At 64.3% G+C, this 24,193-nt stretch carries 24 protein-coding genes and 4 pseudogenes; 12 read left to right on the forward strand and 16 right to left on the reverse strand.

Going from position 1 to position 24,193, the window contains the following annotated elements; genetic code table 11:
- Window positions 1-41: 41 nt before the first annotated feature.
- From EC86_RS0116670 to EC86_RS0116680, 3 genes are all read right to left on the reverse strand, one after another.
- On the reverse strand, window positions 42-1,388 hold the full coding sequence (locus tag EC86_RS0116670; RefSeq protein ID WP_232229919.1) for an NAD(P)-dependent oxidoreductase: 1,347 nt from the start codon (window positions 1,386-1,388) through the stop codon (window positions 42-44).
- A gap of 249 nt (window positions 1,389-1,637) precedes the next feature.
- On the reverse strand, window positions 1,638-1,913 hold the full coding sequence (locus EC86_RS0116675; protein ID WP_029526912.1) for a YkvA family protein: 276 nt from the start codon (window positions 1,911-1,913) through the stop codon (window positions 1,638-1,640).
- 125 nt (window positions 1,914-2,038) lie between these two features.
- The gene (locus EC86_RS0116680; RefSeq protein ID WP_029526914.1) at window positions 2,039-3,502 is read right to left on the reverse strand and encodes an RNB domain-containing ribonuclease; all 1,464 of its coding nucleotides are present in this window, start codon (window positions 3,500-3,502) and stop codon (window positions 2,039-2,041) included.
- A 423-nt stretch (window positions 3,503-3,925) separates the two neighbouring features.
- Between EC86_RS0116680 and EC86_RS0116685 the strand changes: the two genes are divergently transcribed.
- Window positions 3,926-4,216, forward strand: coding sequence for a hypothetical protein (locus EC86_RS0116685; protein ID WP_029526915.1), 291 nt, complete (start codon window positions 3,926-3,928; stop codon window positions 4,214-4,216).
- Window positions 4,217-4,326: 110 nt separating this feature from the next.
- Here EC86_RS0116685 and EC86_RS0116690 read toward each other — a convergent pair whose 3' ends face one another.
- The 5 genes and pseudogenes from EC86_RS0116690 to EC86_RS0116705 form a co-directional block, all read right to left on the reverse strand.
- A complete protein-coding gene (locus EC86_RS0116690; RefSeq protein ID WP_029526916.1) occupies window positions 4,327-5,556 on the reverse strand; it encodes a type II toxin-antitoxin system HipA family toxin in 1,230 nt (409 codons plus the stop codon).
- Between the two features lie 5 nt (window positions 5,557-5,561).
- Window positions 5,562-6,005 (reverse strand): XRE family transcriptional regulator, encoded by a 444-nt coding sequence (locus EC86_RS0116695; RefSeq protein WP_232229920.1) that lies wholly within the window; start codon window positions 6,003-6,005, stop codon window positions 5,562-5,564.
- A gap of 208 nt (window positions 6,006-6,213) precedes the next feature.
- Window positions 6,214-7,227, reverse strand: coding sequence for an RNA polymerase sigma factor (locus EC86_RS0116700; RefSeq protein WP_232229921.1), 1,014 nt, complete (start codon window positions 7,225-7,227; stop codon window positions 6,214-6,216).
- Window positions 7,228-7,458 (reverse strand): annotated as a pseudogene (locus tag EC86_RS30570) (sigma factor); the annotation flags it as partial.
- Window positions 7,459-7,473: 15 nt separating this feature from the next.
- Window positions 7,474-7,836, reverse strand: a complete 363-nt coding sequence (locus EC86_RS0116705; protein ID WP_029526922.1) for a YciI family protein — start codon at window positions 7,834-7,836, stop codon at window positions 7,474-7,476.
- Window positions 7,837-8,148: 312 nt separating this feature from the next.
- Between EC86_RS0116705 and EC86_RS29975 the strand changes: the two genes are divergently transcribed.
- The 3 genes from EC86_RS29975 (at window position 8,149) to EC86_RS0116720 (ending at window position 9,847) form a co-directional block, all read left to right on the forward strand.
- Window positions 8,149-8,505 (forward strand): ubiquitination-like system serine protease family protein, encoded by a 357-nt coding sequence (locus tag EC86_RS29975; protein WP_232229922.1) that lies wholly within the window; start codon window positions 8,149-8,151, stop codon window positions 8,503-8,505.
- A gap of 671 nt (window positions 8,506-9,176) precedes the next feature.
- A complete protein-coding gene (locus EC86_RS0116715; RefSeq protein WP_029526925.1) occupies window positions 9,177-9,434 on the forward strand; it encodes a type II toxin-antitoxin system Phd/YefM family antitoxin in 258 nt (85 codons plus the stop codon).
- Between the two features lie 5 nt (window positions 9,435-9,439).
- Window positions 9,440-9,847 carry a type II toxin-antitoxin system VapC family toxin gene (locus EC86_RS0116720; RefSeq protein WP_029526926.1) on the forward strand — a complete coding sequence of 136 codons (408 nt, stop codon included), beginning with the start codon at window positions 9,440-9,442 and terminating at the stop codon, window positions 9,845-9,847.
- A 126-nt stretch (window positions 9,848-9,973) separates the two neighbouring features.
- Here EC86_RS0116720 and EC86_RS0116725 read toward each other — a convergent pair.
- A pseudogene (locus EC86_RS0116725) lies at window positions 9,974-10,411 on the reverse strand (amidohydrolase family protein); the annotation flags it as partial.
- A gap of 79 nt (window positions 10,412-10,490) precedes the next feature.
- On the opposite strand from EC86_RS0116725, the gene EC86_RS0116730 reads away from it, so the two are divergent.
- From EC86_RS0116730 to EC86_RS0116745, 4 genes are read left to right on the forward strand one after another with little or no spacing between them, the layout of a single operon-like run.
- A complete protein-coding gene (locus EC86_RS0116730) occupies window positions 10,491-11,099 on the forward strand; it encodes a glycine zipper 2TM domain-containing protein (protein WP_036772309.1) in 609 nt (202 codons plus the stop codon).
- Window positions 11,096-11,332, forward strand: coding sequence for a PepSY domain-containing protein (locus EC86_RS0116735; protein WP_029526929.1), 237 nt, complete (start codon window positions 11,096-11,098; stop codon window positions 11,330-11,332). The genes EC86_RS0116730 and EC86_RS0116735 overlap by 4 nt, the downstream gene beginning before the upstream one ends.
- Window positions 11,333-11,358: 26 nt before the next feature.
- On the forward strand, window positions 11,359-12,030 hold the full coding sequence (locus EC86_RS0116740; RefSeq protein WP_029526930.1) for a response regulator transcription factor: 672 nt from the start codon (window positions 11,359-11,361) through the stop codon (window positions 12,028-12,030).
- Complete coding sequence (locus EC86_RS0116745) at window positions 12,027-13,358, forward strand: ATP-binding protein (protein ID WP_029526931.1); 1,332 nt, start codon at window positions 12,027-12,029, stop codon at window positions 13,356-13,358. Before EC86_RS0116740 ends, EC86_RS0116745 begins: the two co-directional genes overlap by 4 nt.
- 34 nt (window positions 13,359-13,392) lie before the next feature.
- On the opposite strand, the gene EC86_RS0116750 is transcribed toward EC86_RS0116745, so the two are convergent.
- Window positions 13,393-14,670, reverse strand: a complete 1,278-nt coding sequence (locus EC86_RS0116750) for an amidohydrolase family protein (protein ID WP_029526932.1) — start codon at window positions 14,668-14,670, stop codon at window positions 13,393-13,395.
- Between the two features lie 192 nt (window positions 14,671-14,862).
- Between EC86_RS0116750 and EC86_RS0116755 the strand changes: the two genes are divergently transcribed.
- On the forward strand, window positions 14,863-15,099 hold the full coding sequence (locus EC86_RS0116755; protein WP_051676186.1) for a hypothetical protein: 237 nt from the start codon (window positions 14,863-14,865) through the stop codon (window positions 15,097-15,099).
- Between the two features lie 239 nt (window positions 15,100-15,338).
- Here the strand turns inward: EC86_RS0116755 and EC86_RS0116760 are convergent, their stop codons facing one another.
- On the reverse strand, window positions 15,339-16,460 hold the full coding sequence (locus EC86_RS0116760) for a DUF3616 domain-containing protein (RefSeq protein WP_029526934.1): 1,122 nt from the start codon (window positions 16,458-16,460) through the stop codon (window positions 15,339-15,341).
- A gap of 31 nt (window positions 16,461-16,491) precedes the next feature.
- Window positions 16,492-16,740: pseudogene (locus EC86_RS0116765) on the reverse strand (LysR substrate-binding domain-containing protein); the annotation flags it as partial.
- Between the two features lie 5 nt (window positions 16,741-16,745).
- Here EC86_RS0116765 and EC86_RS0116770 point away from each other — a divergent pair.
- Window positions 16,746-17,540, forward strand: a pseudogene (locus EC86_RS0116770) (MFS transporter); the annotation flags it as partial.
- Here the strand turns inward: EC86_RS0116770 and EC86_RS0116775 are convergent.
- The 3 genes from EC86_RS0116775 to EC86_RS0116785 form a co-directional block, all read right to left on the reverse strand.
- Window positions 17,533-18,294 carry an ABC transporter permease gene (locus EC86_RS0116775; protein ID WP_029526938.1) on the reverse strand — a complete coding sequence of 254 codons (762 nt, stop codon included), beginning with the start codon at window positions 18,292-18,294 and terminating at the stop codon, window positions 17,533-17,535. The pseudogene EC86_RS0116770 and the gene EC86_RS0116775 overlap by 8 nt on opposite strands.
- Window positions 18,291-19,271 (reverse strand): ABC transporter ATP-binding protein, encoded by a 981-nt coding sequence (locus EC86_RS0116780; protein ID WP_051676007.1) that lies wholly within the window; start codon window positions 19,269-19,271, stop codon window positions 18,291-18,293. The genes EC86_RS0116775 and EC86_RS0116780 overlap by 4 nt, the downstream gene beginning before the upstream one ends.
- Window positions 19,272-19,583: 312 nt before the next feature.
- A complete protein-coding gene (locus EC86_RS0116785; protein WP_029526940.1) occupies window positions 19,584-20,042 on the reverse strand; it encodes a MerR family transcriptional regulator in 459 nt (152 codons plus the stop codon).
- Between the two features lie 55 nt (window positions 20,043-20,097).
- On the opposite strand from EC86_RS0116785, the gene EC86_RS0116790 reads away from it, so the two are divergent.
- The gene (locus tag EC86_RS0116790) at window positions 20,098-22,317 is read left to right on the forward strand and encodes a heavy metal translocating P-type ATPase (RefSeq protein WP_029526941.1); all 2,220 of its coding nucleotides are present in this window, start codon (window positions 20,098-20,100) and stop codon (window positions 22,315-22,317) included.
- Window positions 22,318-22,436: 119 nt separating this feature from the next.
- On the opposite strand, the gene EC86_RS0116795 is transcribed toward EC86_RS0116790, so the two are convergent.
- The gene (locus EC86_RS0116795; protein ID WP_156955343.1) at window positions 22,437-22,742 is read right to left on the reverse strand and encodes a hypothetical protein; all 306 of its coding nucleotides are present in this window, start codon (window positions 22,740-22,742) and stop codon (window positions 22,437-22,439) included.
- A 216-nt stretch (window positions 22,743-22,958) separates the two neighbouring features.
- Between EC86_RS0116795 and EC86_RS0116800 the strand changes: the two genes are divergently transcribed.
- Window positions 22,959-23,933 (forward strand): IS1595 family transposase, encoded by a 975-nt coding sequence (locus EC86_RS0116800; RefSeq protein ID WP_029524292.1) that lies wholly within the window; start codon window positions 22,959-22,961, stop codon window positions 23,931-23,933.
- Window positions 23,934-24,193: the final 260 nt, after the last annotated feature.

The raw sequence follows: 24,193 nt of genomic DNA on the forward strand, positions 1-24,193 counted from the left end.
GGGACTCCGGATGCGAAGGGGTTCGGGGCTGGCTGGGCCGCTCAGCGGCTGAACTGGGCGTGGATGGCTTCGGCGGCGCTTTTGCCGTGCGCCACGGCTTCCACCGTTAAATCGAGTCCGCCGGCGCGGCAGTCGCCGCCGGCCCAGACGCCGGGCAGGCTGGTGGCGCCGTCTTCGGCGGTCAACAGGCGCCCGCCCTGCATCGCAAAGCCGGCGTCAATCAGCACCGGATTGCCCAGCTTCTGGCCGATGGCCTTGAACACCATGTCGGCGGCGATGAATTCGGTGTCGCCCGTTGCTTGCAGTTGGCCATCGACCAGCGCCTGGCGCGCAAACATCACGCCGCTGGCCTGGCCGTTCGCGCCGGTCACCTCGATGGGCGCGAGCCAGTGGCGGATCGTCACGCCATGGGTTTGCGCCCAGTGTTGTTCATCGCTTGATGCGGACATGGATTCCGGGCCGCGCCGGTAGACGATGTGTACGCTCTCGGCGCCCAGCAGCCGGCTTTGCACGGCCGCATCGACCGCCGTCATGCCGCCGCCAATCACCACCACGCGCCGGCCGATGGGAAGCGTTGACTTGTCCTCGCACTGTCGCAGCCGGGCGATGAAGTCCACCGCGTCTTCCACGCCGGCCAGGTCCTCGCCCGGCACGCCGAGCTTTTGCGTTGTGGCCAGGCCCATGCCGAGGAACACGGCGCCGTGGTCCTGGCGCAGCGCGTCGAGCTGGGCAACCGATTCGAGCTTCCACTGTGTGCGAATCTCGATGCCACCTACGGCCAGCAGCCACTGCAGTTCGCGCTGGGCGAAATTGTCGGGCGTCTTGTACGCGGCCAGGCCGTATTCGTTGAGCCCGCCGGCTTTCGGCCGCGCATCGAACACCACCACCTCATGGCCCTGCAGCGCCAGCGTGTGCGCACAGGCCAGCCCGGCCGGCCCGGCGCCGACGACCGCCACCTTGCGGCCGGTCGGCGGTGCGCGGGTGAACAACTGCGGCCGGCTGCTGTCCATGAGCGCATCGACCGCATGGCGCTGCAGCCGGCCGATGGCGACCGGTTTGCCTTCCTGCGTGGTGCGGACGCAGGCCTGTTCGCACAGCGTTTCGGTCGGGCAGACCCGGGCGCACATGCCGCCCAGCGGGTTGGATTCGAGAATCGTTCGCGCCGCGCCGCGCAGGTTGCCGTCGGTGATGCGGCGGATGAACGACGGCACGTCGATGCCGGTCGGGCAGGCGGTCACGCACGGCGCGTCGAAGCAGTAGAGGCAGCGCTCGGCTTCGAGCAGCGCCTGCGCGGGCGTAAGAAGCGGGCTGGCATCGGCGAAATGCAGCGCATAGTCGGCAGCATTCAGCCGGCCCGGGCGGATGTCGGAAATGAAGGGGGTGGACACGCTGGCGGCTCCTGTCATGACAATTTGGCTTTAAAGCTGACTGCTTGGTCAGGTTAAAGTCACTTTAGCAAGTCATGTGCCACCGGGTAGATAGGGAAATCCAGTGCTTGAGGCTTCCGCCGCCCATCAATTCCAGGGCGGCAAGCTATCGATGCCCTGCATGCACGCCCCGAAACCGTGCCTCATGCCCAAACTTGTGGCAGCGTCCTGCCGTTCGGCATGGGCGCTCAATTCAGACGCTGTTTGGGTTCAGCCCGCGCGCCGCCGGGTCGCCGCCTGGGCAATGTGCGGCGGCAGGCGATTGAGCAGCCAGCGGATCGCCAGCGGCACCAGCACCAGGTCATCGACCATGCCGATCACGGGCAGCACGTCGGGAATCAGGTCGATGGGCGAAAACAGGTACAGCGCGATCAGTGCGCACCCCCACTTCAGCCAGCCCGGCGCGTCCGGGTGGCGCAGCGCGAACCACAACTGCCGCGCGTCGCCGCGCACGAGCGTCCAAAGCAGGGTCAAGCGTTTCAACATGGCAATCAACATCCTTCCTGATCGGCTCCCGATGGACCCGTGTCCAGCGCAGATGGCGCTGGCCGGCGCGACTGCAAGGGTTTTTCACCACACGTTACATTCCGATCCCCGGGCCGTGCCCCCGATCAGGCGCGTTCAAAGTCGATGAAGCTTTTTTCCGCATCCACCGCCAGCAGCCTGACCTGCGCCGCATCGCCCACGTCCAGCCCCTCGAAGCCGCGCACCACGCGGCCTTCGAGCATGGGGCTTGTAATGCGCACAAAAGTCCCTTTCGGCGCCGCGCCGGTGACCAGGGCATCGAACACTTCGCCGATGCGCCCGTGCAGCAGCCAGGCGCCCGCCGCCTTGAGCACCTGGCGCTCGACCTTGCTGGCGTTGTCCTCCTGCAGCGTGCAGTGCCTGGCGATTTCGGTGAGTTGTCCGGCCGAATAGGGCGGCGCCTCGCCCGCGATGGCGGCCTTCAGCAGGCGCTGGGTCACCAGGTCGGGAAAGCGCCGGTTGGGCGCGGTCGAATGCGCGTAGTCGTTCACCGCCAGCCCGAAGTGCCCCAGTCCGTTGGCACCGTCCGCCGTGGCGGGCGCGGCTGCGTATTCGCCCGAGCCCAGCAGCTTGACCACCGCCAGCGACAGGTCGGCAAACCCGGCCGGGTCGGCCAGCCGGCGCGCGTTCAGGAAGCGGTCCAGCGCCAGCGGATCGGGCGTTGCCGGCAGTTGCACATCGTGGCTGGCCGCCAGCAGGGCGATGCGGTCCCAGCGGCGCGGCGCCTGCAAAAAGCGGCGCAGCGACGGGAAGCCCTGGTCTGCCAGATACCGCGCCGTCGCGCCGTTGGCCGCGATCATCAGGTCGGCGATCAGGTCCTTGGCGCGGTTTTTGTGGTCGGGGCGCAGGTCTACCAATTGACCGCTTTCATCGAACACCGGGCGCGCGGACACCGTGTTGACATTGAGCGCGCCGCGCGTCTGGCGCCATTGCCGCAACGCACCCGCCAGTGCGTCGTGCAAACGAAGCTGCGCCTCCAGTCCCGGCACGCTGGCGATCTGCGGCGGCGGGGGCGCCGTGCCGTCGAGCCAGGCCGACACGCCGTCGTAGGTGAGCTTGGCGCGGTTGAACACCAATGCGCGGTAGACGCTGGACGCGGACACCGTGCCGTCCGCCTCGACCTGCATGTCAACCACCACGGCCAGCCGCTCTTGGCCTTCATGCAGCGAGGTGAGGTCGTTCGACAGCACCTCGGGCAGCATCGGGAACACCCCGGCCGCCGTGTACACCGAGGTGGTGTTGGCGCCCGCATGGTCGTCCACTGCGCCGCCGGGCGCCACCTTGGTGTCCACGTCGGCCACCGCCACCAGCAGGCGCGTGCTGCTGGCGGCCAGCGGCTCGGCCACGCTCAGCTGGTCCAGGTCGCGCGTGTCGTCGTTGTCGATGGAAAACCAGGTCAGGTGGCGCAGGTCGCGGATGGCGCTGCTGCGTTCAGGAATAGTCTGGCGCGCGTCCTCGGCCTCTTGCAGGGCCTGGGGCGCGAAGGCGGGCAGCAGGCCCCGGGTGCGCATGGCCTCGACGGCGATCTGGTGGAGGTTGATGGGGTTCATGGGGTGGCCCGTGGTTGAGTTGGTTCACTTTACCCGCTGGCTGCGTTTGTGGGCTTGCGGCGCTGCATGCCGGGCAGGCGGGTGCAGCGTCTGGCAGGTCATTGGCCGTCTGGTTTGCGCCTGGAGTGAGCGGTTCCCGACAGACAAGGCTTTGTCGCAGTGCGATAGGTAGCCTGTTGCGGTGTTCCCTTTGAACACAGACGTAACATAAACCGCAAGCGTGCGGCTTGATCGGGACCGCACGGGATACTTGATCTGGCCTGCATTTGAATTTCAGGCACGACCCCAGTGATTGCTGCCAAACAGGCTGTTCGCGTCGAGCTTGAGGCTATTTTCTGGCGAGAGGGACGCCAACCCAGGCGACAAGCGGCCCTCGGCGGATCTGGATTTTCTTCAAGACAATAACCCACCAAGGAGATGGCTATGCATGCGGTTGTAAGAACCTACTCGGGTGCTGGCGCAACGCAGCTTTTCGATGTTTTGGAAGCGCAGAAGGCCGACGTCGAAGCCACCCTGCGCAAAGTGCCTGGCCTCGTCAGCTACACGCTGCTGCGTCAGGGTGAGGGCGGTATGTCGGTCACGGTTTGCACGGACAAGGCAGGCGCGGACGAGAGCTTGAAAGTCGCGCGCGAATGGATCCAGAAAAATGCCTCGACTACCCACGCCAGCCCGCCGGACGTAGCGGAAGGTTCGGTCATCGTTCAGATCACCTAGGCACCGATAACTTCCTGCCCGTCATTCCCGCGACGGCGGGAATCCAGCCGCATGACGAAGCCGGGCGCAGCACGCGTCTGGAAATCGGGAAGTTATTTTTAGCCACATCCTTAACGTGCCGAAAACGCTTCCCGCTGGCGGCGCAGTCTGTCGCCGTCGATGTACTGCGCCAGCAGGTCAATGTCGCTTGCCGCCACCCCTTTGGCTGAAAACGCTTCTTTCCAAGTAGCAACTCGCAAAGCCGCCTCGCTGATGATCGTGCGCGCGGCATCAAGCTTCAGCCCGAACTGGCGCGCCTGCGACAGCGCGTTGGCCAGCGTGGATTCGGTGGCCTGGTCGCCGACAAGCATCGCCTGATAGCCCAGCCCCTGCGCGCTGGGCACCACATCGAATGCCGGCGACAGTCGGTAGTGGCCGTCGGACTGCCGCAGCAGCGCATGGTTTTTTTCATGGTCGTCGGTGTTGTCCATGAGGATGTTGAACACCATGCGCCGGAAGAGTTGCGCCTGCTGGCTGCGAATCTCTTGGGCGGGCGCCACCCGGCGCAGCAGTTGCGCGAGTTGCGGATAGCCCAGGTCTTCACCGGCGGCGCGCAGGGCGACATGCGCCGAAACCGCATGCAGCCGCGCCTGACCAGCCCGGTCGAACCTGCGCACCGCCACGGCATGGCCAGAGCCCACCGGCAGCGCCCGGGTCGTTGCCACCTCAATGCCGCAGGAACGGGCCAGTTCCATGGTGGCATGTTCGATCAGCGGCGTGTCGATCTCTTCGCCTTCGGAAAACTTCACCAGCCAGGGCTCGTCGTTGATGGTGATCAGCGATTTGGGGCGCGCGCCGCCCAGCGATGCGCCGGGCCGCACAAGTCGCCTTTGCAACTCCGGTACGGCCTCGTTCGCCAGAATTTTTCGCACGACTTCAGCCATCTCCTGAAGGCTGTCAAGACCGGGCATCGGCCCGCTGCGCCATGGCGTGTAGCCATCGGCGCGCAAGCTGACCCCCAGCGCGCCGTAGCGCTCATCGCCCGCAAACAGCAAAAACTCCAGAATCGACAGCCTTGGCGAGGGCTCAAACCTGCGGATCACCCGCTCGCCCCAGCGGTCGGGGCGGGCATCGTCCACGGCGCCCGCCGCACAGTCTTTTTCGCACGGCACGAACAGATCGCCCGTTAATGGCAGGTCTTCGCTCAGTGCAAAGCCGGAGCGCAGCCAGTCGGGCGAGTAGCGCAAGGACACGGCACGGCCCCCGGCAGCCAGGCCTAGTTCACCGACCGGGCGCGGCTGCGCAGGATCGCCAAGCCACCAAAGGAACAGGCGGTCTTGGAGAATGTAGTTGTCAGCCATGTTGCTCAGTCCTTCGGCTTTGCCGGGCTGCGGCGGTGCCGCTGCGCCGCTGCACTGATCTCGTTTTCGAGCGCAGCAACATCCTCTTTCGGATCGGCCACCAGGGCCAGGGCTTCATGGCGACCGATGATCCAGAGCGCCGTGGCGTACACGCCGATGGACACCGCCGCGTCACCCTTTTCCATCTTCATGAGCGTGGGAACGGAAATGTCCAGCCGCGTCGCCCATGCGCGCAGCGGTTGTTTGCGCCGCTTGCGGGCGGTGGCGAGGTCAGCACCGAGTTTTCGCAGTGCGGCTGTGGCGGCGGGTGGCAGGGTTTCAAGGGCTGAGGCTACTTGTGGCATATCGCATAGCTTAGCAAATAGCGTGATTTGTTCAATAATATTTGAACAAATCATGAGGAGTATGTAAAACTTCCTAAACGCCTTGGGCGTGGCCGACATCAGCATTGTTCAAATCTTGTCTGGTCAGTTTTTATCCACCATTGCAAGACTGGACATGCGATAAGTCCAGTGAGATCGACCACGTCAACGGAAAAAATTTATCGGGAACAGCCGGAATGCAGCGATACCTGCCCTTGGCGAGCGGCAGCTTTATGGATGTTGAATTTCAACGGTTGACTTGCCCGTCAGCGGTCGTTCGTGAGCTGAACCAATCTCAATTTAACCCAGCCCTGACGCTTTCAAGGTAATCCCTGATTTTCTGCTGGGTGGTTAGGCCTATCGCGGTTTGATAGGCCGCGTCTGCTGCGTTCAGCGACTGCTTGTCCAGCTTTGACAGCAGGTAGCCACGCGCCACCCACCAGGGTTGAAAGCTTTTGACGGTGTCCCGATTCATCGTATCAAGCTGTTGGAGTCCAGCTGCGACGTCTCCCGCCTCGGCCAATGCAACCGCACCTGCCACACAGGCGCCCTCGGTGGGGTAAAACATATTGATCTGCCGGTACAGGTCGGCAATGCCTTGCCACGGTGTTTGCCCGGTAAAAAGTCTGTGGCAGTGGGCCGACTGAACCGCTGCCTCCAATTGAAAAGGGCCCGGAGTGCGCGACTGCGCAGCCACCCACAGCAACTGGTCGGCTTGCACGATGGCATTTTTGTCCCAAAGTAGGACGTCTTGCTGGGCTAAGGGCACAAAGCGGTCATGCGCATCCACCTGTGCGGCGCGTCTGGCATTGCTGAAGGTCATCAGCGCCAGCAGGCCTTTGGCTTCAGCTGACTCGGGCAGTAACTGGCAAACGATGCTGCACAGATACAAGGCCTCGTGTTTCAGGTCGAGCACGCGTGCCTCTGCGCCGTCCATGGCGTCCACGCTCAAGCCAAAAGCCCCGTAAATACTTTCCAGCACATGGTGCAGGCGCTCCGGCAACTCGCGCGCTTCGGGTTCGTCAAAGCGCAGGCCGGTGCTTCGGATTTTCTGTTTGGCGCGTACCAGCCGCTGGGCCAGCGTTGTGGGCGACAGCAGCAGGGCGTGCGCCATATCGGCCACCTCCAGACCAAGGACGGTTTGCAACATCAATGGAATGCGTACTTTTTCATCAATCGCCGGGTGCGCGCAGACAAACAACAGCTTGAGCCGCGCATCGGGGATAGTGAAGGTGTGTACTTCGGCCTCGTCTTTTGCCAACAGTGCGGTGACTGCTGGGTCAAAGCGTACCTTGTCATGCCGGGCCATCTGGAGCAACTGCCGCTTTGCCACCGTCAGCAGCCAGGCATCTGGCGAATCTGGAACACCTTCACGTGGCCAGGTCTCCAGTGCTTTGACCAGCGCATCGCCCAGCGCATCTTGCGCAGCAGCAATGTCACGCCACTGCCACGCCAGGTAGGACACCAGCCGCCCGTAAGACTCCCGGGCGGCTCGTTCTACCGCATGGTCCGCATCGCCCCGAAAGCTGGCACCCAGCATGCTGCGTGGTGCGCTTTACGATGCAACCGGGGGTGGCAGCACAGGGCGTACTTCCGTTGTACCCGTCGCCGCATTCGGGCTACGTGCCGCCCAGGTCAGTGCTTCGTCCAGGCCGGGTACTTCAATGATGAAGTAGCCCCCGAGGTGCTCTTTGGTGTCTGCGTAAGGGCCATCGTGAATCACCCGTTTGCCGCCGCGCATTTGCACATGGGTGGCGGTGTGCGGCTCTTGCAAGCCGTTGCCGCTGACGATCACCCCGGCCTGGCCCAATGCGCCAACGTAGGCGTTCCACGCTCCCCAGTAAGCGGGGGACGCCTGGGGGTTGGTCTTCTGGGCCACATCGCTGTCAGTTTCTTTAAATATCAACATGAATTGCATGGTATTTCTCCAAATAAAGTTGTCATGGGCCCTCTGCAACATTGCTGGGCCTAACCCTGTGATGCGCGAAGCTGCATGCAATCGACATCTTCTCAAATATTTTTGACGGCCTTGCAAGCTATCGAAAAACGCTACCAAATAAGTAGTTGCTTGCGCACGTATTGATTGGGCTGACGGCCAAAATGAACCCTGAAAAAGGCAAAAAATGAATCGTGTGGCCTTTCATGTCGCTGAAAACCGTCACTTTTATCTATCAAACTAGCCTACAGGTCAGTGGATAAAAGCGCGAGCAGCTCCTTCTGCGGCCAGGAGGTGGTCACGCCTCTGTCGCCCACCTACTGGTCGCTGATCTTCGACGGTGATTCCATCTCGCTCAATCCATCAATAGGCAATTGGAGCCTTCCGTGCCGTTCCCACTACATTATTGATAGAGGTGCGATTGCGTGGGCCAGCAACATGTCGAATGCGGCCATCGAGCTCGGCCGGACCCGCGACCGTCAAAACAAGGCGGCTTACTTCTCGGCCGAGAAATCCGTTCCAAGTGCCCCGCCAGCCGCAGCATCGGCGATGCCGTCATTCCAGCCTCCCCGGGAGACTACAAGCAAGTCTGCGACTGTGCGTGACCCAGTGGGCTTCTGGGCAGCGGTGAAGGGGTGGTGGAAGGGCTGAGGCTGGTTCATCCTGGAAGTAAGAGCGGTCGTTCAACCGCTGAATATTACCGACCGCACCCAGGCCTGGAGCGGACCTAGCAGTTGCCCATTCTGAACTTCTGCAATCAGTCAATTCTGTTGAAAAACTCCAAATTCCAGGATGAGAGAAATCGCCGTGGTTGTCGTCTCAGCGGGCAATGCAAGGAGTGGGACATTCGTGAAAGCATTTACCGAGGCCGTGGCAGCAATCTAGTGGGCAGCATATGGTCGACCCTTACCGAGAAATTAGATGGCCTCTAAAGCCTGGAATTTTTGGAGCCCGCCCTCAAAATCGAGTTTTTCAGCAGAATTAGTCTAGAGCGGACATTGGTTTTAATAGATTCAGCGACAGCTCTTGGTCGGGTGCCGGTGCTGCGCTCATCGAAATCGTCGCCCCTTTGCTGACGGTCAAGCTGCTGGTCCCAATGTCGGGAATGCAGCAAGCAGTTCCGGAGGTCGACTGACTCTTGTCAGTCTTTTTCTGTCATTGATGGCGCACGGATTTTTGAATGTGGTTACCTAAAAATGTCATAACGACTGTTCGATAAAAACGAACTTCATTCGTGCGCAATTTTCGGCAAGTCGCCTCAACGCATTCCGGTTTACATTAAAATGACTAGGCAGATGACTAGTTAAATCAGGAGTGCCCTCATGAATATATGGCCCGTTCAAGACGCAAAAGCGCGTTTCAGTGAGTTCCTCGATGCCTGCCTGGCAGACGGTCCGCAGATGGTCACGCGCCGGGGTGCGGAGGCAGCTGTGCTGGTGCCTGCGGCTGAGTGGAAGCGATTGCAGTCTGCTGCCAGGCCGTCGCTGAAGGAACTGCTTTTATCGGACACTGCCCGCACCGAGTTTTTGGTGCCGCCGCGTGGTTCTGCCCGCCGGCGGCAGGTTGAGGCGCTGGAGTAAGCGCTGTGTACTTGCTGGACACAAATGTTATTTCTGAACTGCGCCGGCCCAGGCCGCATGGCGCGGTGCTGGCGTGGCTGGAGTCGGTTGCTGACAGTGAGCTGCACATTTCGGCGGTCAGCCTGGGCGAGATTCAGGCGGGCATTGAACTCACGCGCGACCAGGATGCGGCCAAGGCAGCGGAGATAGAGCAGTGGGCTGACCTGGTGGCCGCGTCTTACAACGTGCTGCCGATGGACGCAGCCACCTTTCGCCACTGGGCAAAGCTCATGCACCGGCGCTCTGACACGCTGTATGAAGACGCGATGATCGCCGCAACGGCCATTCGCCATCAACTGAAGGTGGTGACGCGCAACGTGGCGGATTTTTCTGATTTTGGTGTCGAGCTTTTCAACCCGTTTGAATCCGTTTGAAATAAGCGCCAGCGGCCGGTTTTCTTCAAGGAAAAAGTGACCATCCTTGGATTTAGCTTGAAAGCCAGAAGCTGATTCGGCAGTGTCCACCTTACCCGGCCAACGACGCCCAAAGCAGCAAGGAGCCTATCGAGAAGGCATGAAGCGGGTGATCGAGGACCGCTGTGGCAGCAGCAACCGCGCCACCACCTCCGCCGTCTCCGCCACCAGCGTCCCCTTGCGCCAAACCTTCAACCGATTCGCCCGCAGCCGGATCGCCTCGACCGCATCCCGCGCCTGCATCAGCACGAAGCTCGCATCGCAGCCCGCCTCCAGGCCGTAGCCGGGCAGGTGCATCACTTTGGCCGCATTCACCGCCACCGCGTCGAAGCACGCGCGTATGCCTTTCTGGCTGGTCATCTGCGCCACGTGCAGGCCCATGTGCGCCACTTCCAGCATGTCGCCGCTGCCCATGCCGTACCAGGGGTCCATCACGCAGTCGTGGCCGAAGGCGACATTCACGCCGGCGGCCATCAGCTCGGGCACGCGGGTCATGCTGCGACGCTTGGGGTAGGGGTCGTGACGAACCTTTTATCGATTTCGTTCAGCTTCTGTTCACCCACTCCTTCGTAAGCTCTGTTTCACATCAACCAAGGAGCTCTCCATGAAACGTTCTGCCATTCTTTGCCTGACCACGCTGCTGGCGGCGGGCGTCCAGGCCCAGACCTTCAACGACACTGCCCGCGTGCGCAATGTCACCCCACAGCACGAGAACATCTCCGTGCCGCGCAACGAGTGCACCAGCCAGTGGGTAACCGAGCAGCAAGCCGTGCCGGCTTCGCGCAATTATGGCGGGCTGGCGATCGGCGGTGTGGCCGGCGCGTTGCTGGGCAACCAGGTCGGCGGGGGCCGCGGCCGCGAAGCCGCCACCGCCGTCGGTGCCGTGGTCGGCGCGCTGACCGGCGAGCACTTTGCCAACCAGAACGGCTGGGGCGGCTACCAACAGGCAGCGCCGCAGCAGCAGCGCCAGGTGCAGAACTGCCGCACCGTCAACGACGTGCAGACCCGCCTCACGGGCTACCAGGTCGAGTACGAGTACCGCGGTCAGGTCTACAGCACGGTGACCCGCGAGAACCCGGGCCGCACCTTGCCCGTGCGCGTCTCGGTGGCGCCGGTGGAGCCGGTGGGGCGCGAGTACCAGGGCGCAAGCGAATACCAAGGCAGGCGCGATGACCGTGGCGGTCGCGAGTACTATGGTGCTTACAACCGATGAACGCATTTGCCAAACTGCTCTGCGCCACCTTGCTGCTGGCGTCCAACCTGGCCTGGGCCGACCTGAGTCGCGACGACGCGGCCGAAGTGGCCCAGCGGGCCAGTGGCGGCCGCGTGCTGTCGGTCGAGAAGTCCGAGTCTTCGGGACCGCCGGTGTGGCGCGTCAAGGTGGTCACGCCGGCTGGCGAGGTGCGCGTGATCCAGGTGGACGTCGCCACCGGCCAAGTCCGCTAGGGCCGGCCTGCGGCAGCCTAAGTCCCATGCGCCTGTTGCTGATTGAGGACGATGCCGCGCTGCGGCTCACCCTGGCCCGCCAGCTGGAGGCCGATGGCTACCGGGTCGACCAGGCCAGGGACGGCGAAGAGGGCCTGTTTCTGGCGCGCGAGTACCCGGTAGACCTCGTCATCGTCGACCTGGGGCTGCCCAAGCTGAATGGGCTGAGCATCGTGCAGCGCCTGCGGCAGGAGGGGCGCGCCCTACCCATCCTGATCCTCACCGCGCGCGGCAGCTGGCAAGACAAGGTGGTCGGCCTGGAAGCCGGTGCCGACGACTACCTGGTCAAGCCTTTCGAATACCCGGAGCTGGCGGCGCGGCTCAAGGCCTTGCTGCGGCGCTCGCTCGGAGCTTCCTCTGACATGCTGACGCTTGGTCCCCTCAGCATCGACCTGACAGCGCAGGCGGTGCGGCTCAATGGCGCGGCGCTGGAGCTCACGGCTTTTGAATATCGCCTGCTCGAAACCCTGGTGCGCCAGCGCCCGGCCATCGTCACCAGGCAGGCGCTGTCGGACTACCTGTACCCGCACGGGGAAGACCGCGACAGCAACGTGCTGGAGGTGCTGGTGGGCCGGCTGCGGCGCAAGCTAGACCCGGAGTGCAGCCTCGGCCCGATCGAGACCGTGCGAGGGCGCGGCTACCGGTTCAACCTGAAATGAGGGCCGGCTACGCCATCCGTACCCGTCTGCTTCTGGGTGCTGCGCTAATGCTGCTGGCCTTTATGACGGGCGCAGGGCTGGCGGTGCAGCGTGCCAATGCCGAAAGCGTGCGGGCGGCCTATTTCGGCCGCCTGCAGAGCACCATCTATCTGCTGCTGGCAGCTGCCGAACTCGATGCCGGCGGTGCGCTGGTGATGCCTCCGGCATTTGCGGAGCCGCGCCTGTCGCTGCCGGGTTCCGGTCTGTACGCCGGTATCTACAACGTGGTGCGGGGGGAGCAGTGGCAGTCGGCCTCGACCCTGGGCCAACAGCCACCGTTCCGGCGCAGCCTGCAACCCGGTCAATGGCTTAACGAGACGGCGGATGGGGCTGGCAGGTCCTTCCTGTCGGTCAGCTATGCCGTCATCTGGAAGGCCTCCGCGCGTGAGGCACCGCTGGTGCTCACGGTACTGGAAGACCGTGCGGCCTTCGACCGCGAAGTCAGCGCCTTCACCCGCACCCTGTGGCTCTGGCTGGGAGGCGCCGCCGGGCTGCTGTTGCTGGCACAGCTGTGGCTGTTGCGGTGGGGCCTGGCGCCGCTGCGGCAGGTGGCTAGCGAGATCCGGCGCATCGAAGGGGGCGAGCAATCGCGCATCGAGGGCCGTTACCCCACCGAAATCTCCGGGCTCACGGACAACCTGAACACCCTGATCCAGCAGGAGCGGGTGCGCCAGATCCGGCATCGCGACGCGCTGAGCTTTCTGGCCCACAGCCTGAAGACCCCGCTGGCCGTGCTGCGCAGCGCACTGGCCGAGCCGGCGCAACTGCCAGCAACGGTGGCCCAGCAGGTGAGCCGCATGGACGACATCGTGCAGCACCAGCTGGGGCGCGCCATCGCCGGGGGCGCCGCGCGCTTTGCGCCGCCGCTTTTGGTGGCGCCGATCGTGGAGCGCATTCGCGACGCGCTGGCCAAGGTCTATGCCGATAAGGCCTTGGACTTCAGCGTCGAGTGCCCGCCCGACCTGGCCTGGCGCATTGACGAGGGCGACTTGTTCGAGGTGCTGGGCAACCTGCTGGACAACGCGGCCAAGTGGGCGCGCAACCGGGTCCTGGTGCGGGTGTGGCGCGAAGCAGGGCGCTTGTGCCTCCGCATCGAGGACGACGGCCCCGGGTTCAGCGACACCGAGTCGGTGCTGCGGCTGCACGTGCGGGGGGACGAGCGCGTGCCCGGGCACGGCGTCGGGCTGGCAGTGGTGAGCGACCTGGTGGCCAGCCACCAGGGAGAGCTGAAGCTCTCGCGCGGCGCGATGGGCGGCGGGCGGGTGGACATCGTGTTGCCGGTGCCTTGAGGGGGGATGCTCCTCAAGGGGACAGTCAGAATTCCTAATTTACCTTGAAGAAGGCGGTCTTGGCGGGTCGGTTGACGACGGTCAACCGGGCCACCACCTCCGGCGTCTCAGCCACCAGCGCCCCCTTGCGCCAAACCTTCAGCCGATTCGCCCGCAACCGAATCGCCTCCACCGTATCCCGCGCCTGCAGCAGCACGAAGCTCGCATCGCAGCCCGCATCAAGTCCGTAGCCCGGCAAATGCATCACCTTCGCCGCATTCACCGTCACCGCGTCGAAGCAGGCACGAATGCCTTGCTGGCTAGTCATCTGCGCCACGTGCAGGCCCATGTGCGCCACCTCCAGCATGTCGCCCGAACCCATGCCATACCACGGGTCCATCACGCAGTCGTGGCCGAAGGCGACGTTCACGCCGGCGGCCATCAGCTCGGGCACGCGCGTCATGCCCCGGCGTTTCGGGTAGCTGTCGTGGCGGCCCTGCAGCGTGACGTTGATCAGCGGGTTGGCGATGACGCTGACGCCGCTCTCGGCGATCAGCGGAAGCAGCTTGCTCACGTAATAGTTGTCCATGGAATGCATCGACGTGCAGTGCGAGCCGTTGACGCGGCCCTGCAGGCCAAGCCGCTGCGCCTCGAAGGCCAGCGTCTCGATGTGGCGTGACAGCGGGTCGTCGCTCTCGTCGCAGTGCATGTCCACCAGCAGACCGCGCTCGGCCGCCAGTTCGCACAGCAGCCGCACACTGACCGCGCCATCAATCATGGTGCGCTCGAAATGCGGAATGCCGCCGACCACGTCCACGCCCAGGTTCAGCGCGCGTTTCAGGTTCTCCAGGCCGCCTTTGGAGCGCAACACGCCATCCTGCGGAAAGGCGACCAGCTGCAGGTCGATGTAGGGCGCGACGCGGCGCCTGACTTCGAGCAGCGCCTCGACCGGCAGCAGGCTGGGGTCGCTGGTATCGACATGGCTGCGGATCGCCAGCAGGCCCTTGGCCACGGCCCAGTCGCAGTAGGCGAGGGCGCGTTCAATGATGGCGTCGGCTGTCAGCGTGGGTTTGAGTTCGCCCCACAGCGCGATGCCTTCGAGCAGCGTGCCGCTTTCGTTGACACGCGGCAGGCCGTAGCTCAGCGTGGCGTCCATGTGGAAATGGGCATCGACGAAAGGCGGGCTCAGCAGGAAGCCGCCCGCGTCGACAAGCTCGTGCGCCGGGGCGTCCAGGCCGGGCGCGATTTCGGCGATCAGGCCATCGCGCACGGCCACTGACATGCCGGTCCGGCCATCGGGCAGGGTGGCATTTTTGACGAGTAAATCAAGCATCTGCGCCTTTGCGGTAAGTTGCACCAAGGCCCGAGATTAACGGGCTTTGCCGTCTTTGCAGGCACAGCGAGCAGCCCGGGACAGCCAAACGCCTATTCAGAGGCCCTGCAGTGGTTGATACGCTTGCCCTTCCCCCAGTTTCACAAGCCTTCTTATGATCGTTCCATGCGCTGCGCATGCAAGGAAAAAATGATGAACAAACTGACCCTGCACCCCGTGAATGACCAGGTGGTGCGTGTGCTGTCCAGCCAGGGCGAGTGCGTCGGCAACCTCAAGCTGATTGGCAATGTGTGGAATTTCAAGGCCATTGGCCATGACGCGGACGGCCAGCTCATTCCGGGCGGCGGCCCGCTGACCGACCGGCACAACACGCGCTTTGCGGTTCTGGATGAAGCCGTGGTCAACGCCGCGCTCTCACATGAAACATGAATATAGACAGCCCACCCCCCGCTGTCATCCCGGGCCAGACCCGGGATCCATGACTTCTGCTGGGCGCTGTCATCGGACATGGGGACACAGGGACATGGGTTGCGGGTCAGGCCCGCAATGACAAAAGAGAAAATGAAGCGCTTCGAGGGCACTGAGCAGTAACGATTTTCGCAACTAAATTGGCTGTTTGCGCAATGCGGACGAGCGCGTATAGCTATGTTTTCAGGAGCGCCGGCCCCTCAGCGCGCCACCGTGAACGCCAGCGGCCCGCCGTCGCACATGCCGTCCGACAGCACCAAAAGCCGGTAGGCCGCAGGCGTTTCTTCCAGCACCATCATGGCCTCGGGCTTGGTTTCCTTGTCGCACTTGCGCAGCTTGACGCGGCTCAGGTCCAGCGCCGCCAGGATTTTGGGCTGCACCACGCGGCCTGCGTCGGCCTTGCCGTCCCACCAGGCCACCGTCCAGCCCGCGCCCTGGCTGGCGCGGCTGTCGTCGGGCCCGGCCAGCAGCAGGAACCCGGTCTTGACAGCGACCATGTCGCGAATGCCCCGGTTGGCGCCCAGCGCCAGGCGCGTCACCGTCGCTTTCGGGTCGCGCGCGGCCTGTGCGTCGAACAGCGCATCGGCATCGACCGCCAGTACCAGCGCCGTGTCTTTCAGCACCGGGCCGCGAAAGCCAAAGTACAGCCGCCCGCCCTGCGCCGCCAGGCCCTCGATGTTCACGCCTTGCTGGCCGGCCAGCGCTGGCGCTTCCTCGGGTGGTTCGGAACCCAGGCATTTGCGTTCGCCCACATGCGGCGCCAGCCCGGGCTGCGCCTGCATGATGGCCCACAGCCGCCCGGTGTCGGCACGGTCCGCCAGCGCGCTGCCGCCAGGGGACCGCAAGGCGCGGCCGGTGGCCGGGTCCAGCCGCAAGCGCAGTACATGGCGGCTGCCGGGGTTGCTGGCGCAGTCGCCGCGCTTGGCCGAGTGCGAGCCGGTGACGTAGAAATAACGCCCGTCCGTGGCCGCGCCTTCGGCATCGAGTTCGTCGGCCGTGTCGCGCAGCACCACCGGCTCGGCATCGATGGTCAATGCCTTGTTGCCGATCTGCGCGTAGCGCGCCTGCGCGCCTTCGTCAAAAACGACGAGGCAAAAGCGCCGCTGGCTGGCGTCGAGGTTGCAGGCGATGCCGCTGACGGACTGGCGGGTTTTTTTGATTTTTTTCTTGCCCAGGTCAAAGTCAAAACCCGCGCCGCTGTCCCATGGGCCGCTGTCGGGCTGGATGCGGGGCGGCGCCTGTTGCGCGCCGGCGCCGAAGGCCAGGGCGGACGCCAGCAGCGCCAGTAGAACCAGCCGCCAGGGAAAAAGTGTCGTGTGCATGGCCGCACTGTAGTGGACGCGGGGCGCGGTTTCAAGGCGGCATCTGCGCCGCGATGAAATCCAGGAAGGCCGTGATGCGCGACGACAGCGCGGTGTTGCGGTAATACACCGCGTTGACCGGCTGGCGCAGGTCTACCGTCTCGCGCGCCAGCACCTGCACCAGGTCGCCGCGCTGGCGGTCGGTTTCGGTCATGAAGTCGGCCAGGCAGACAATGCCCATGCCGGCCAGCGCCAGCTGGCGCATGGTTTCGCCGCTGGAGGCGCTCAGCGTGGGCGCGGCGGCATAGCATCATGTTCACCGGCCTGACCGTGGCGCTGGTCACCGGCGTTCCGCTGGGCACCTTCATCGGCCAGCATTTCGGCTGGCGCGAAACCTTTCTGGCCGTGTCGGCGCTGGGCGCCATCGCCTTTGCGGTCAGCCTGATCTTCATCCCGCGCAGCCTCAAACACACGCCGCCCGCGTCGCTGGCGCAGCAGTTCAAGGTGCTGGCCCAGCCGCGCCTGCTGCTGGTCTATGTGACCACGGCGGTCGGCTACGGCGGCTCTTTCATTCCGTTCACGTTTCTGGCGCCCATCCTGCAGCAGTCGGGCTTTGGCGCCGGCGCCATCGGCTGGGTGATGCTGGTCTACGGCGTGTCGGTGGCCGCCGGCAATATCTGGGGCGGCCGGCTGGCCGATAGCAAGGGGCCGATTGCCGCGCTGAAGATCATCTTTGCGCTGCTGGCCGCCGTGCTGATGGTGTTCAACTTCACCGCGCCGCATCCCTGGCTGGCGGTGGCCACCGTGCTGCTGTGGGGCGCCGTGGCCTTCGGCAACGTGCCGGGCCTGCAGGTCTACGTGGTGCGCCAGGCCGAGCGCCACACGCCGCAGGCGGTCGATGTGGCCTCGGGCCTGAACATCGCCGCTTTCAACCTGGGCATCGCCTTTGCGGCCTGGGCCGGCGGACTGGTGGTGACGCATCTGGGCGTGATGCATACGCCGTGGATAGGCGCGCTGGTGGTGCTGGGCGCGCTGGCGCTGACGTACTGGAGCGGCCGCCTCGACCTGCGCGAGGGTGCGGCTGCCCGCAGCCTCAGGCCTTCAACTTCCATCCCGAACGGAAAATCCACGCAATCGCCACCAGGCAAAGCGTCAGAAACCCCAGGATGGCGGCCACGCTGACGCCCACGTTGACATCGGCAACGCCATAAAAACTCCAGCGGAAGCCGCTGATCAGGTAGACCACCGGGTTGAACAGCGCGATTTTTTGCCACACCGGCGGCAGCATGTTGATCGAGTAAAACGCGCCGCCCAGAAAGGTCAGCGGCGTGACGACCATCAGCGGTACGATCTGCAGCTTCTGGAAGTTGTCCGCCCACAGCCCGATGATGAAACCGAACAGGCTGAAGGTCACGGCGGTCAGCAGCAAAAAGCACAGCATCCAGAACGGGTGCGCAATGCTGTAGGGCACAAACAGGCGCGCCGTCGCCAGGATCAACAGGCCCAGCAGCACCGACTTGCTCGCCGCCGCGCCCACATAGCCCATCACCACCTCCATGGACGACACCGGCGCGGACAGCAGCTCGTAAATCGTGCCCGACCACTTGGGCATGTAGATGCCGAAGGCGGCGTTGGAAATGCTCTCATTGAGCAGCGACAGCATGACCAGGCCGGGAATGATGAAGGCGCCGTAGCTGATGCCGTCGATGTCGCCCATGCGCGAGCCGATGGCGGCGCCGAAAACGACAAAATACAGCGAGGTCGAGATGACCGGCGCGGCGATTGACTGCGTCAGCGTGCGGAAGGTGCGCGCAATTTCAAACCGGTAGATAGCCCGGATGGCGTGCCAGTTCATGCGATCTCCTTGGTGTTGTTTTGGTTGTTGTCGATGACCAGCGGCGGGGCCGGCTTTCCCGCATGGACCAGGCTGACAAAAATGTCTTCCAGCGAACTCTCGCTCGAATGCAGGTCCTTGAAGTCGATGCCCAGGCCGGCGAGCCGCTTGAGCAGGTCCCCGATGCCGGTTTCCTCCTGCTGGGTGTCGAAGGTGTAGACCAGCGCCTGGCCGCCCTCAGTCAGCTCCAGCGGCAGGCCGGCCAGTGCCTCGGGAAGGGTTGGCAGCGGCGACCGCAGTTGCAGCGTGAGCTGCTTCTTGCCGAGTTTGCGCATCAGCACCGCCTTGTCTTCCACCACGATCAACTCGCCCTTGCTGATGACGCCGATGCGGTCTGCCATTTCCTCGGCTTCCTCGATGTAATGCGTGGTCAAAATGATGGTGACGCCGCTTTCGCGCAGGTTGCGCACCATCTGCCACATGCCCTGGCGCAATTCGACATCGACACCGGCGGTGGGTTCGTCGAGAAACAATATCCGCGGCTCGTGCGAGAGCGCCTTGGCAATCAGCACCCGGCGCTTCATGCCGCCCGACAGCGTCATGATCTTGCTGTCCTTCTTGTCCCACAGCGACAGGTCGCGCAACACCTTTTCAATGTGCGCCGGGTTCGGCGGCTTGCCAAACAGCCCGCGGCTGAAGCTGACGGTGGACCAGACGGTTTCAAACGAGTCGGTCGAAAGCTCCTGCGGCACCAGCCCGATCTTGGCGCGCGCCGCACGGTAGTCGCGAACAATGTCGTGCCCGTCGGCCGTCACGCTGCCCGAACTCGGCCTGACGATGCCGCAAACGATGTTGATCAGCGTGGTCTTGCCAGCGCCGTTGGGGCCCAGCAGCGCAAAAATCTCGCCGCGCCGGATCGTCAGGTCCACCGACTTGAGCGCCTGAAAGCCCGAGGCATACACCTTGCCGAGCTTTTGAATGGAAATAATCGTTTGCACAGGGAAATTTTCTATGAAAAAGGCCGTTGGCGCAATGGCAACGGGCGCTTAAAGCTATTAAAACAGGAGCATTTGCAGGACGCTGAGCGGCACTTGCTTGGCGCGCCATCGCCAGCTTGCGGTCATGAAGCGTTTCCAGGACCCCGTCCGGCTGCAGCGTCTGCGAGTGTAGCGGTCGCTCATTTTGGCGCTTGTTGCTGATCGTGACCACGACCTGGTGGCGGGCCGTTTTGCCATTGCCGGTGAAGCCCGGCCCTTGCGTGTTAGGCGTCAGCACTTTCGACTGCCGCGCGGCGATGGCGCGGCGGCGCATCAAACATGCCGATGCGCGCGCGACCTGGGCTCTTCACGCGGCAGGTGTTCGGCGCGCTCATGCAGCGCTTCCATGATGCGGCATTGCGGCCCGCTGCCGTCGCAGCCCGCGCGCAGGCTGATCAAGTCGTCTTGCAAGGCCTGCAGTTCGGCCAGCCGCTCGGCCACATGCGCGATATGCGATTCGAGCGCGGCGTTCGCTAGCGCGCAGTCTGCTTTCTGCGCCAGGTCGAGGTGCAGCAGCGTGCGCACTTCATCGAGCGACATGTCCATCGCCCGGCACAGCCGGATGAACCTGAGCTGGTGAATGTCGCCATCGGAGTAGCCGCGGTAGCTGTTGGCCCCGCGCGCGCCGGGCGCCAGCAGGCCTTCTTTTTCATAAAAACGGATGTTGGCGGTGCTGACGCCGCTCAGGGCGGCGGCTTTCCCGATCAGGTGCAGGGGTTTTGACTCAAGCATGGCTTGACCTTCAAGTGGGTTCAGGGTTTTTAATGGTGGCACAGGAAAAAAAACCATGACCGATTGCTGCTCAAAACCTTCCGATACCTGCGCCATTCCCGTGGCGCCTGCTGCGCCCCCGCCCTCGGGCGCCACGCGCTTTCGCATTCCGGCGATGGACTGCGCCGTGGAAGAGGCCGATATCCGCCGCCTCTTGGAGCCGGTGAAGGGCATCCGTTCGCTGAACTTCCAGCTGGTGGCGCGAACCCTCGCGATTGACGCGCCGGATGACGCCGTGCAGGCCGCTGTCGCGGCGATTGGCCAGGCGGGCTACAAGATGCAGCCGTTTGCCACGGCCCCGGCGGATGAAGGCGCGCACAAGGGGCACGACCACGCGCATGACGACGGCCACGCGCTGCCTGCGGGCCTGCCCCGGCTGGTCGGCGCGCTGGTGCTGGCGGGCGTGGCCGAGGCGATCAGTTTTTTCGCCCCCGAAGGCCTGCCGTGGATGCTGGCTGGCATGGCGGTGGCGCTGGCCGCCATCTACCTGGCGGGGCTGGAGGTGTACCAGAAAGGCCTCACCGCGCTGTTCAAACGCCGGCTCAACATCAATGCCTTGATGACGGTGGCCGTGACCGGCGCCTTCCTGATCGGCCAGTGGCCCGAGGCGGCGATGGTGATGGCGCTGTATTCGCTCGCCGAGCTGATCGAGGCGATGGCGGTGGACCGCGCGCGCAATGCCATCAAGGGCCTGATGGCGCTGGCCCCCGAGCAAGCCGATGTTCGCCAGCCCGGCGGCAACTGGCAGACCGTGGCACTCAATGACGTGCCGCTGGGCGCCACCGTGCGCGTCAGGCCCGGCGGGCGCATTCCGCTGGACGGGCTGGTCACGGCCGGCGCCAGCGCGGTGAACCAGGCGCCGGTCACCGGCGAAAGCCTGCCGGTGGACAAGGGCGTGGGCGACAGTGTGTTCGGCGGCACCATCAACGAAACCGGCGAGCTGGAACTGGCGGTGACGGCGGCCGCGCAGGACAGCACGCTGGCGCGCATCATCCACGCCGTCGAGCAGGCGCAAGGCAAGCGCGCGCCCACGCAGACGCTGATCGACCGCTTCGCCGCCGTCTACACGCCGACCGTGTTCGTGCTGGCGCTGGCGGTCGCCTTGTTCACGCCGCTGCTGCTCGACTGGACCTGGCTGGACGCGCTGTACAAGGCGCTGGTGCTGCTGGTCATCGCCTGCCCGTGCGCGCTGGTGGTGTCCACGCCGGTGACGGTGGTCAGCGGCCTGGCGACGGCGGCGCGGCGCGGCATCTTGATCAAGGGCGGCACCTACCTGGAGGAAGCCCGCCGCCTGAAGGCCGTGGCGCTCGACAAGACCGGCACCCTCACGCAGGGCGCGCCGTCGCTGGTCGGCTGGCAGGCCTGGGGCGGGCTTGATCAGGCTGAAGTCCACCACATCGCCGCCCGCCTGGCGGCCCGCTCGGACCATCCGGTGTCCAGGGCGATTGCCCAGGGGCTGGCCGACAGCCGCAGTGCCGGCGCTGCTGCGGTTGAAGCTTTTGGCGCGCTGGCGGGGCAGGGCGTTCAGGGCAGCGTCGATGGCGCCAGTTACGTGCTGGGCAACCACCGGCTGATGGAGGCGCGCGGGCAATGCTCGCCCGCGCTGGAAGCGGCGCTGGCGGTGCATGAAGCGCAGGGCCGGACGGTGACACTGCTGGCCGGCGCGCAGGGGGTGCTGGGCTTTTTTGCGGTCGCCGACACGATCCGGGACAGCTCGCGCCAGGCGGTGGCCGAATTGAAGGCGCTGGGCGTGGTGACGGTGATGCTGACCGGCGACAACGCCGCCACCGCCCGGGCCATCGCCGCGCAGGCCGGCATTGACGACGTGCGCGGCAACCTCTTGCCAGAGGACAAGCTGGCCGCCATCCGCCAGCTGCAAAGCGATTACGGGCCGACCGGCATGACCGGCGACGGAATCAACGACGCACCGGCGCTGGCGCAGGCCGACATCGGTTTTGCCATGGGCGGCGCGGGCACCGACATTGCCATCGAGGCGGCCGACGTGGTCATCATGAACGACAGCCTGCTGCGCATTGCCGAGACGGTGCGCCTGTCGCGGCGAACGCACGCCGTGCTGTGGCAGAACATCACGCTGGCGCTGGGCATCAAGGCGGTGTTTTTCGTGCTCGCCGTGTTTGGCAGCGCGACCATGTGGATGGCGGTGTTCGCCGACATGGGCGCCAGCCTGCTGGTGGTGGCCAACGGCCTGCGGCTGCTGCGCCGCCAGGGCGGCTGACGGGTTTTGCTATTTAATTAATAGCTGCTTGCGTAGGCTGCGCATGCCAAAGCAGCCTTTTTGATTCTGAAAAACCTTGCTTTCTGGTTGCAGCGAATACGCGCTCATGCGGATTGACATCAGTGCAGGCTGTCGGAAAACCTGCTGCCAGGCGCACTGACAACGCTGCAGCGGACCTGCTCCAGTTCGGCAATCAGCGCGTCAACCGCTGCCAGAAAGTCTTCGCGACTGGCATGCGGAAAATTGCTGACCAGCGCCGATGAATGCCTGGCCAGCTCCTGCGCCTCGGCCTGGCGCGCCCAGCGCCGGACCTCGCAGTAAGTCAGCAAGGCCAGCCGGCCCAGGTCTCCCTTCCTGCGAGCGAAGCGCAGGTCGCCCAAGATGTCTTCGAGTCCATTTTGAAGGGATAAGGAAGAAGCGTTCATGTTGCAGTGCAGCATGAATCTTTGAACTTACACGAAACTTACGTTTGCCTTGCTTTTTGGCCTGGCCGTGCGTTCAGCGCTCGCCGAACATGTTCAGTTTGACGCCGTTGAGCGTGAGGATTTTCATGGGCTTTCCTGATGGCTCTGTCACTGTTAGATGTGGAATTTTTTTTCCAGAGGCGTAGAGTTCATAGCGAACCGTGAAGGAGGTTAGCCATGAACGCCGAGACTTTCAATGCGTTGATGAACCAACAGGTGCCCCGGCTCACGCTGCGCCAGCGTGAACTGCTCAAAAAGCGTCTGGATGAACTCGATGAGCAGCAAAAAGGGCTGGCCGTCATTGAGTCGTCCAGCGCGACTGAGCCGCGCTGCTGCCCACACTGCCAAGGCAGCGAGCTTTACCGGCATGGCCACGTCAGTGGGTTGCAGCGCTACCGCTGCCGGACATGCCACCGCACGTTCAATGCCCTGACGGGCACCGCGCTGGCGCGGCTGCGCAAGAAGGGCAAGTGGTTCGGTTTTAGTCAAGCCCTGGCCGCCTCCCTCACCCTTCGCCGGGCCGCTACTGCCCTGCAGGTTCACCGAAACACGGCGCTGCGCTGGCGCCATCGCTTTCTCAGCGGCCTCAAGGCAGACCGCGCGACAACGCTGCAAGGTATTACCGAGGCCGACGAGACCTATATCCTGGAGTCGCGCAAGGGCTGTCGCAAGCTGGACCGCCCGCCTCGCCGTCGCGGCAGCAAGGCGAGAAAAGCGGGCCTGTCCGGTGAACTGGTCTGCGTTTTGGTGGCTCGGGACCGTGCCGGACAGACGCTGGACTGGGTGATGGGACGCGGGCAGATGACAAAAGCCGCACTGGCCGGCGCACTGCAGCCCGTGCTGGCCAAGGATGCGCTGCTGGTGAGCGATGGCAACCGGACCTACTGCGGCTTTGCGCACGACGCGCACCTGGCGCACGAGGCGGTCAATCTGAACGCAGGCGTGCGCGTCAACGGCGCCATCCATGTCCAGAATGTCAACGCCTATCACGGCCGTCTCAAACAGTGGCTGCACCGCTTTCACGGCGTTGCCACGGGCTATCTGGACAACTACCTGGGCTGGTTTCGCGCCCTGGACAGCCACCATGGCGACTCTGGGCAAGCTGTCTTGGCGATGGCCTTGGGAAAATTTCCACATTTAACAGTGACATAGCCTTCCTGATCGGTTGCGAGGGATTGACAGGCGCGCGTCACCCGTGCGGACGGGCCGCATCGGAAAAAGCGCCCGGCCAGCTTGCCTGCGAATCATGGCCATTTCAGCCGGCGGCAGCTCGGGCGCCCGCATGCCGGCTTTTTTCGGCTGCTCCAGCCCACGGTACACGGCGCCGGGTTCATGGCGCCGCATGGATAAGCCTTGATTCGCTTGTGGATTCATGGGCGGTGCCGGTGCCCCGATTGGCACAATCTCATTAG

The organism is Polaromonas glacialis, from assembly GCF_000709345.1.
Classification (GTDB): Bacteria; Pseudomonadota; Gammaproteobacteria; order Burkholderiales; family Burkholderiaceae_C; genus Polaromonas; species Polaromonas glacialis.

Excerpts from the sequence above, each read along its gene's own strand:
- EC86_RS0116785 (WP_029526940.1), bottom strand. The coding sequence starts at position 20,042 with ATGCTTGAGTCAAAACCCCTGCACCTGATCGGGAAAGCCGCCGCCCTG.
- EC86_RS0116675 (WP_029526912.1), bottom strand. The coding sequence starts at position 1,913 with ATGTTGAAACGCTTGACCCTGCTTTGGACGCTCGTGCGCGGCGACGCG.
- EC86_RS0116735 (WP_029526929.1), top strand. The coding sequence starts at position 11,096 with ATGAACGCATTTGCCAAACTGCTCTGCGCCACCTTGCTGCTGGCGTCC.
- EC86_RS0116800 (WP_029524292.1), top strand. The coding sequence starts at position 22,959 with ATGAACGCCGAGACTTTCAATGCGTTGATGAACCAACAGGTGCCCCGG.
- EC86_RS0116685 (WP_029526915.1), top strand. The coding sequence starts at position 3,926 with ATGCATGCGGTTGTAAGAACCTACTCGGGTGCTGGCGCAACGCAGCTT.
- EC86_RS0116790 (WP_029526941.1), top strand. The coding sequence starts at position 20,098 with ATGACCGATTGCTGCTCAAAACCTTCCGATACCTGCGCCATTCCCGTG.
- EC86_RS0116715 (WP_029526925.1), top strand. The coding sequence starts at position 9,177 with ATGAATATATGGCCCGTTCAAGACGCAAAAGCGCGTTTCAGTGAGTTC.
- EC86_RS0116700 (WP_232229921.1), bottom strand. The coding sequence starts at position 7,227 with ATGGCCCGGCATGACAAGGTACGCTTTGACCCAGCAGTCACCGCACTG.
- EC86_RS0116750 (WP_029526932.1), bottom strand. The coding sequence starts at position 14,670 with ATGCTTGATTTACTCGTCAAAAATGCCACCCTGCCCGATGGCCGGACC.
- EC86_RS0116755 (WP_051676186.1), top strand. The coding sequence starts at position 14,863 with ATGAACAAACTGACCCTGCACCCCGTGAATGACCAGGTGGTGCGTGTG.
- EC86_RS0116680 (WP_029526914.1), bottom strand. The coding sequence starts at position 3,502 with ATGAACCCCATCAACCTCCACCAGATCGCCGTCGAGGCCATGCGCACC.
- EC86_RS0116740 (WP_029526930.1), top strand. The coding sequence starts at position 11,359 with ATGCGCCTGTTGCTGATTGAGGACGATGCCGCGCTGCGGCTCACCCTG.
- EC86_RS0116705 (WP_029526922.1), bottom strand. The coding sequence starts at position 7,836 with ATGCAATTCATGTTGATATTTAAAGAAACTGACAGCGATGTGGCCCAG.
- EC86_RS0116760 (WP_029526934.1), bottom strand. The coding sequence starts at position 16,460 with ATGCACACGACACTTTTTCCCTGGCGGCTGGTTCTACTGGCGCTGCTG.
- EC86_RS0116730 (WP_036772309.1), top strand. The coding sequence starts at position 10,491 with ATGAAACGTTCTGCCATTCTTTGCCTGACCACGCTGCTGGCGGCGGGC.
- EC86_RS0116695 (WP_232229920.1), bottom strand. The coding sequence starts at position 6,005 with ATGCTGATGTCGGCCACGCCCAAGGCGTTTAGGAAGTTTTACATACTC.
- EC86_RS0116775 (WP_029526938.1), bottom strand. The coding sequence starts at position 18,294 with ATGAACTGGCACGCCATCCGGGCTATCTACCGGTTTGAAATTGCGCGC.
- EC86_RS0116795 (WP_156955343.1), bottom strand. The coding sequence starts at position 22,742 with ATGAACGCTTCTTCCTTATCCCTTCAAAATGGACTCGAAGACATCTTG.
- EC86_RS0116745 (WP_029526931.1), top strand. The coding sequence starts at position 12,027 with ATGAGGGCCGGCTACGCCATCCGTACCCGTCTGCTTCTGGGTGCTGCG.
- EC86_RS0116690 (WP_029526916.1), bottom strand. The coding sequence starts at position 5,556 with ATGGCTGACAACTACATTCTCCAAGACCGCCTGTTCCTTTGGTGGCTT.